The following is a 6,804-nucleotide window of genomic DNA, read 5'->3' on the forward strand; positions in this document are numbered from 1 at the left end:
AGGTTATCGCATGGTCATCGCTGTGATCGCAGACATCGTGGGCTCCCGTGAACTCGGGGACCGCGGCGCCGCGCAGCGCGTGCTGGACGAGACCATCGCGCAGGCCGAGAGCGACCTCCCGCTGGCGGCGCAACCGTTGACGCCCACGGTAGGGGACGAGCAGCAGGGCGTCTACCGAGAGCTCGGCGATGCGCTCCGCTCACTCTTCCTGATCCAGCTGCGACTGCCCGAAGGGATCGCCTTCCGATTCGGCATCGGCGTGGGAGAGGTGCGCGCCGTCGCCTCCGTGCACGGCGAGCTCGCCGACGGGCCCGGCTGGTACGCCGCGCGGGCCGCGATCGAGACCGTGCACTCCCGTGAGCAGCGCGCCGTGCCGCGCACGCGCACCTGGATTGTCGGAGCCCCGGGCCAGGATGAGGTCATGGCGTCGACGATCGCAGTCTCCAATGCCTACCTGCTCGCGCGTGACGAGCTCGTGGGCGCGATGAGCGCGCGCGAGCGGCGACTCACCTACGGGCGCCTGGTCGGACGCTCGCAGCAGGAGCTCGCGGCCCAGGAGGGCATCTCCCAGCCGAGCGTCTCGAAGTCGCTGCGCCGCGCCGGATCCGCCGCGCTCATCGAGGGGCTCGACGCTTTGAGAGGGGAGTCGGCATGATCGTCGCAGGATTCATCCTGCTCGCCATCGGAGCCGCAGACCTCGTGCGGCAGTTCGTCCCACGGCGGTGGATCGGATATCTGGCCGCGACCATCGTGCTGCTGCTGCTCGGCAGCGTCAGCGACGCTCTCCTGCCGATGATCGCCGCGCTCGTGTCCGGCGCGCTCTGGGTCTGGTGCATGCCCGACGGGCGGGCGTCGCGCGCCGGCTTCTGGCCCGCCGTCGTCCTCGCTCTCGTCGTCGTCGGAGCCGTGATCTCGATGGGCGCACGCGCCCAGGCCGGTCTCATCGGCGAGGTGTGGCAGCTGCGTTCGCCGTTCGGCGAGGCCACGTTCGACCTCGCGATGCTGGTGCTCGGGGTGTCGGCGTTCCTCCTCGAGTCCGCGAACCTCGTGGTGCGCGCCGCTCTCGATGGGGAACACACTTGGCGCCCCGCGGAGCAGATCGTCGAGCCCGCACGGGCCGTCGAGCCCGCCACCGTCGCCGATGCCGCGTCAGATGACGCGGAGGAGCGTCAGGCCCTCGCCGAACCGACAGCAGGCCCGATACCTGTGGGGGAGACCGCCCCCGATCCGCGGGCCGGCTTCCAGGGCGGGCGACTGATCGGTCCGCTCGAACGCATCCTCGTCTTGATCCTCACGCTCGCCGCCGCATATCCGATCCTCGCGGCGATGCTGGCGGCGAAGGGGATCGTGCGCTTCCCGGAGATATCCCGCGACGGCGAGACCGGCGCCAGAGCCGAGTACTTCCTCGTGGGCAGCCTTGTCAGCTGGGTCATCGCCCTCGGCGCCGCCTTCCTCGTCTGGTGGGCGGCGCACAGCTGACGGCGGTTCAGTCCAACGATCGGTACCAGTCCAGCTTCTCCGCGAGACGCCGCTGCTGTGCGAGGACCTCGGCGAGCTGCCTCTCGACCGTCATCGCATGCTCTTCGAGAAGCGCTATCCGCTCCGGGATGGAGTCTTCGCGCTGGCAGAGCCGGCCGTAGCGGCGCAGTCGTTCCACCGGCATGCCGGTCTCGCGGAGGCACTTGAGGAACTCGAGAAGTCCGAGCTCGACATCGGTGTACGCACGATGCCCGCCGGCCGTGCGCGAAACCGCGGGAAGGATGCCCTCGCGCTCGTAGTACCGGAGCGTATCGATGCTGAATCCGGAGCGGGCAGCGGTCTCCGCCGGCGTGTACGTGGTCATGGCTCGAGCATAGGACTTGACCTGGAGTGCGCTCCAGGTTGCACAGTGAAGTCATGACCAACCGGAACACCCTTGCATCCCCGCTCGTCCTCGGAGCGATGTCGTTCGGCACGCTCGTCGACGAGGAGACCTCTTTCGCTCTGCTCGACCGCTTCGTCGACCGTGGCGGCATCTGGATCGACACCGCCGACTGCTACAGCTTCTGGACGAGCGCGACAGGGCAGGGGGGAGCCTCCGAAGAGGTGCTCGGACGCTGGCTGGCGGCGCGACCGGATGCACGAGCGCAGATCCGCATCTCGACCAAGGTCGGTGCCGAGCCGCTGTGGCCCGGCTCCTGGCCTGAGCACCGGGCGGGGCTCGCTCCGCGGGCGATCCGAGCTGCTCTCGAGGGCAGCCTCGAACGCCTGGGCGTCGACAGGGTCGACCTGCTCTGGTTGCACCAGGAGGATCGGACGGTCGCCATCGAGGACACAGTGGACGCCCTCGCGGCGCTCACTGCCAACGGGACGGTGAGTCGAGTCGGTGCCTCCAACCACCCGGCCTGGCGCATCGAGCGCGCCCGTGCGCATGCGAGGTCCATCGGCAGCGTTCCCATCGACGCGTTCCAGTTGAACAGCACCTATCTGCGCACGCGACCGGGGACGCGTCCTCCCGGAGTCGCGCACCCCTTCGGCGTCTTGAGCGACGAGCAGCGGGACTTCGCCCTGGCGAACGGGATCGAGATCTGGGCGTACACCCCGTTGCTCTCCGGCGCCTACGACAACCCGGCGAAGCCCGTGCCCGAGGTGTATGACCACCCCGGGACAGCGCGTCGGCTCGCGGTGCTGAACGAGATCGCGGCGGCGCGGGGCGTCGGCCGAGGGCAGATCGTGCTGGCGTGGCAGCTCGCGCGCGGCATCCGTCCCATCCTCGGCGGCAGCAAGCTCGCTCAGCTGGATGTCGCGATGGATGCCGCGTCGATCACCCTGTCCGACGAGGAGATCGCGCTCCTCGACGAGCCGGTGTGAGGCGATTCGACGGTGCGCGGCGCTGATAGCCTGGAGCGCGTGTCAACTCCCGATCTGACGACCGCACCCCAGGCGATCGACCCCGCGTTCGAGAACGTGTGGGACGAACTCGTGTGGCGTGGCCTGGTCCAGGTGTCCACCGACCAGGAGGCGCTGCGCGCCCTGCTCGCGGGAGACCCCATCACGTATTACTGCGGGTTCGACCCGACGGCACCGAGCCTGCACCTGGGCAACCTCGTGCAGCTGCTCACGCTGCGTCGCATCCAGCTCGCCGGGCACAAGCCTCTCGGTCTGGTCGGCGGGTCCACCGGACTCATCGGCGATCCGCGCCCCACGGCAGAACGCACACTGAACACGCGTGAGACCGTCGAGGAGTGGGTCGGGCGCCTGCGTGCGCAGGTCGAGCGCTACCTCAGTTTCGAGGGTGACAACGCCGCCCGCATCGTGAACAACCTCGACTGGACGGCGCCGCTGAGCGCGATCGACTTCCTCCGGGAGATCGGCAAGTACTACCGCGTCGGCACGATGCTCAAGAAGGATGCGGTCGCCGCGCGGCTGAACTCCGATGAGGGCATCAGCTACACCGAGTTCAGCTACCAGATCCTGCAGGGGATGGATTACCTCGAGCTCTACCGCCAGTACGACTGCGTGTTGCAGACGGGTGGGTCCGACCAGTGGGGCAACCTCACCAGCGGGACGGATCTGATCCGTCGCGCAGAGGGATCGTCCGTGCATGCGATCGGGACGCCGCTGATCACCAACAGCGACGGCACGAAGTTCGGCAAGAGCGAGGGCAATGCGATCTGGCTCGACGCCGAGATGTGCAGCCCGTACCGGATGTACCAGTTCTGGCTGAGCACCGCGGATTCCGACGTCGTCGACCGCCTGAAGGTCTTCACGTTCCTGAGCCGCTCGGAGATCGAGGAGTACGCCGAACTCGTGGCGGCGGAGCCGTTCCGACGCGCCGCCCAGAAGCGTCTCGCGCTCGAGGTGGTGGCGACCGTGCACGGCCTCGACGCGGCAGCGGCGGTGATCGCGGCATCCGAGGCTCTGTTCGGGCAGGGTGATCTGACCGCGCTGGACGCGGCAACGCTTCGCACCGCGCTGGAAGAGCTCCCGAACGCGACCATCGCCGCCGGCACCCCGGTGGTGGAGGTCCTGGTCGCGACCGGGCTGGTGCCGAGCATCTCCGAGGCGCGGCGGGCGATCGCGCAGAACGGTGTCACGCTCGACGGCAAGCGCGTCGAAGACGAGACTGCCACGGTCCAGGGGACACTGCCCGGGGGAGTGTCCGTAGTCCGTCGTGGCAAGAAGACCCTTGCCGGCGTGTTCCTCGGCTGAGCTTTCGCTCTTCGGATAGCAGAGACGGATGCCCTTCACTCCCAGTCACGCGCTCGTCGCGCTGCCGTTCATCCGGACGCCGCTGGTGCCGGCGGCGATCGCGATCGGTGCCATGACGCCGGATCTGCCGTTGTTCGTGCGCGGTGTCGGGCTGAACTACTCGTTCACCCACACGTTCGGCAACGTCCTGTGGACGGCACTGCTCGCGTTCGTCCTCTTCCTCATCTGGCGTGTGATCCTGCGTCCCGCAGTGCCGGAACTCGCGCCGCTGTGGCTGGCGCGTCGGCTGCCGGAGGACTGGAGCGAGGGCGGCGTCGAGGCCGCGGGTCGAGCCGTCGGCGTGGGGGAGAAGCGCTGGTACCCGGTGCTTCTCGCGGTGTCATTCCTGATCGGCGTGGCCTCGCACATCCTCTGGGATCTCTTCACGCATGAGGGTCGTGTCGGCGTGGAGTTGCTCCCCGGGCTCGATGCGATGTGGGGTCCGCTGCCCGGATTCAAGTGGCTCCAGCACGGGTCGAGCGTGATCGGCCTGCTCATCATCGGTGTCTGGGCGCTGCTGTGGCTGCGTCGGCGGGAAGCGCGAACGAGTGTGACTCAGTGGCTGCCGCAGGGAGTGCGCATCGCGTGGTGGGTCTCGCTTCCGGTGATTCTGGTCGCCGCGCTCGTCTGGGGGATCATCGCGTTCGGCCCGATCGACGCGGAGTTCACCGTCCAGCATCTGGCCTATCGCGTGCTGCCTCCAGCATGTGCACTCTGGGGAGCGATCACGTTCGTGCTCTGCGTCATCCTGGCGGTTCGCGGCCGTCGTCACCAGCTCGGCTGATCCGACCCCCAGGGGTGCGGAGCGTCGAATTCGAGACCGGTCATCGCCGGTCGCGAGGTCACGAGCGCTGTGCCGTCGACGTCGAACCGCGCCAGATGCGGGCGGATATCGAACTCGACTTCGCCGTGCGGTTCCCGGTCGCGCGGCATCCCGAGCAGTTCGGCGGCGATGCGACGGAGCGACGTGCCGGTGTACCAGGACCCGCCCTCGCGCATGCGGCGTTGCAGCAGCGTGGTCACCGCAGCGGCCAGCAGGTACCCGGCGCTGTGGTCGAGCGCCTGGGCGGGAAGCGTGCCGGGGCGGTCCCCGTCCGGTGACTCGATGAGCGCGATACCGGATGCCGCCTGCACGAGACTGTCGAAGCCCGCGCGATCGGGATGATCCACACCCCAGGCGCTGAGCTGGGCGACGACAAGATTCGGATACCGTTCGGCGAGCACAACCGGGTGAAGGCCGAGTCGGTCCAGGGCGGCGGGGCGGTGGCCGAGCACCACGGCATCGGCGGCCGCGAGCAGTTCGTGCATCCGCTCGGTGCGCGCATCCAGGAGCGCCGAACGCTTGCCGTGTCCGGTGTCGAGGTGCTGCCACTCGGGCTCGGGCAGATGCGGCGGGTCGATTCGCAGCACGTCGGCGCCGAGGAGGGCGAGCGTGCGGGTGCAGACAGGGCCGGCGATCACGCGGGTGAGGTCGAGCACGCGCATACCGGCGAGGGGAAGACGATCGTCTTGCGGCGCCGTCGCTCGTGAGTGGTGTGGGTGGCGACGTGCGGAGGTGGCGATGTGTCGGACCTCGAGAAGCGGAGCCGCTCGGAGGGCTCGATCAGCGGCGGGGTCCTCGGCGGACACGGCGACGGCGAGTCCACCGAGCCGAGTGATCGCCGCGACGGCATCAGCCGTGGTTCGCTCCTCGAGCGCGGCGTGGACCGCATCGGTGCCGGCGTCATCCTGCAGTCCGAGTGCGGTGCGCAGAGCGGCGGCGTGATGCGGGTAGTTCCCATGGGTCCTGACCCATCCGTCCGTGGTCCGCCAGAAGCCGGAGTAGGGCGACCACACCGGGGGAGCGACGCCGTCGATCGCGAGCACTCGATCACTCCGGTAGGCGGTGGCCACGCGGTGCGGGTCGATGACCGTGGGAGAGAGCCCAGCGGCGAGCATGGCAGAGGCCACGCTGGCCCAGGCGATCTCGGCGGTCGCCAGCCTGGAGGGGAGCGGGACCGTCGCGTGAGTGTCGAGCGCTGGACCGACGGGAGGGAGATCGAGCAGGATCCTGACCCGATCGAGCAGAGCAGCCCCTGGACTGATGGTCGGATCATCGGTGGGCGAGAGCATGGCCAGATCGTACTCTCGAGCGCTCCTGGCGGCGAAAATCAGGGCTGATCCGGAGTAAAGCACCGAGGGTGCCTGCACGACACGCCCGGGGTGTACGCCCCGATTTGCCAGAACCCCAGAACCCCCGTAACTTATTACTTGTTCGCCCCACAGGGAAGCGGAGGAGCCAAGAGCTTCACCCCCCTCAAGCGGAGAACCACTCCCGATCCACTCTCACTTGAGAGATCAGGCGCTTGCGTCTAGGATAGGGAATCCACCTCTTCTGCGGCTGTCATCAGCTGCGCTGCGGATCTCTGATTCGCACGGCGCGCCGATTTGACAAGCGGGACAGGGTGGGTAAGATAGAGAAGTTGCCCTGCGGGCCTGGCTGTGATGGCTGGGTCGTGGGAGCATCCGATCCTTGAGAACTCAACAGCGTGCACTTGTCAAATGCCAAATTATCCTCGTCTCCACTTCGGTGGG

Annotated in this window: 7 protein-coding genes; 5 read left to right on the plus strand and 2 right to left on the minus strand. The window is 68.4% G+C overall.

The genetic code is table 11. The features are described 5' to 3' along the window. Window positions 1-10 precede the first annotated feature (10 nt). Window positions 11-655 carry a SatD family protein gene (locus tag BQ2383_RS05000; protein ID WP_091030464.1) on the plus strand — a complete coding sequence of 215 codons (645 nt, stop codon included), beginning with the start codon at window positions 11-13 and terminating at the stop codon, window positions 653-655. Continuing rightward, a complete protein-coding gene (locus tag BQ2383_RS05005) occupies window positions 652-1,479 on the plus strand; it encodes a hypothetical protein (RefSeq protein ID WP_091030468.1) in 828 nt (275 codons plus the stop codon). Before BQ2383_RS05000 ends, BQ2383_RS05005 begins: the two co-directional genes overlap by 4 nt. A gap of 7 nt (window positions 1,480-1,486) precedes the next feature. Here BQ2383_RS05005 and BQ2383_RS05010 read toward each other — a convergent pair whose 3' ends face one another. Beyond that, on the minus strand, window positions 1,487-1,843 hold the full coding sequence (locus BQ2383_RS05010; protein ID WP_091030470.1) for a MerR family transcriptional regulator: 357 nt from the start codon (window positions 1,841-1,843) through the stop codon (window positions 1,487-1,489). A gap of 53 nt (window positions 1,844-1,896) precedes the next feature. Here BQ2383_RS05010 and BQ2383_RS05015 point away from each other — a divergent pair, with 53 nt between their 5' ends. The 3 genes from BQ2383_RS05015 to BQ2383_RS05025 are packed head-to-tail and all read left to right on the plus strand — an operon-like array spanning window position 1,897 to window position 5,014. Beyond that, window positions 1,897-2,850 carry an aldo/keto reductase gene (locus BQ2383_RS05015; RefSeq protein WP_091030474.1) on the plus strand — a complete coding sequence of 318 codons (954 nt, stop codon included), beginning with the start codon at window positions 1,897-1,899 and terminating at the stop codon, window positions 2,848-2,850. Between the two features lie 39 nt (window positions 2,851-2,889). Further along, a complete protein-coding gene (gene tyrS / locus BQ2383_RS05020) occupies window positions 2,890-4,191 on the plus strand; it encodes a tyrosine--tRNA ligase (RefSeq protein WP_208617620.1) in 1,302 nt (433 codons plus the stop codon). 28 nt (window positions 4,192-4,219) lie between these two features. Next, complete coding sequence (locus BQ2383_RS05025; RefSeq protein WP_091030479.1) at window positions 4,220-5,014, plus strand: DUF4184 family protein; 795 nt, start codon at window positions 4,220-4,222, stop codon at window positions 5,012-5,014. Here BQ2383_RS05025 and BQ2383_RS05030 read toward each other — a convergent pair. Next, window positions 4,999-6,342, minus strand: coding sequence for a CoA transferase (locus BQ2383_RS05030; RefSeq protein ID WP_244175896.1), 1,344 nt, complete (start codon window positions 6,340-6,342; stop codon window positions 4,999-5,001). The genes BQ2383_RS05025 and BQ2383_RS05030 overlap by 16 nt on opposite strands. Window positions 6,343-6,804: the final 462 nt, after the last annotated feature.

Origin of the sequence: Microbacterium oxydans (assembly GCF_900095745.1) — a bacterium.
GTDB lineage: Bacteria > Actinomycetota > Actinomycetes > Actinomycetales > Microbacteriaceae > Microbacterium > Microbacterium oxydans_B.

What these genes read in the sequence shown, in the direction of transcription:
- BQ2383_RS05000 (WP_091030464.1), top strand. Translation starts at nt 11, where the DNA reads ATGGTCATCGCTGTGATCGCAGACATCGTGGGCTCCCGTGAACTCGGG.
- BQ2383_RS05005 (WP_091030468.1), top strand. Translation starts at nt 652, where the DNA reads ATGATCGTCGCAGGATTCATCCTGCTCGCCATCGGAGCCGCAGACCTC.
- BQ2383_RS05010 (WP_091030470.1), bottom strand. Translation starts at nt 1,843, where the DNA reads ATGACCACGTACACGCCGGCGGAGACCGCTGCCCGCTCCGGATTCAGC.
- BQ2383_RS05015 (WP_091030474.1), top strand. Translation starts at nt 1,897, where the DNA reads ATGACCAACCGGAACACCCTTGCATCCCCGCTCGTCCTCGGAGCGATG.
- BQ2383_RS05025 (WP_091030479.1), top strand. Translation starts at nt 4,220, where the DNA reads ATGCCCTTCACTCCCAGTCACGCGCTCGTCGCGCTGCCGTTCATCCGG.
- BQ2383_RS05030 (WP_244175896.1), bottom strand. Translation starts at nt 6,342, where the DNA reads ATGCTCTCGCCCACCGATGATCCGACCATCAGTCCAGGGGCTGCTCTG.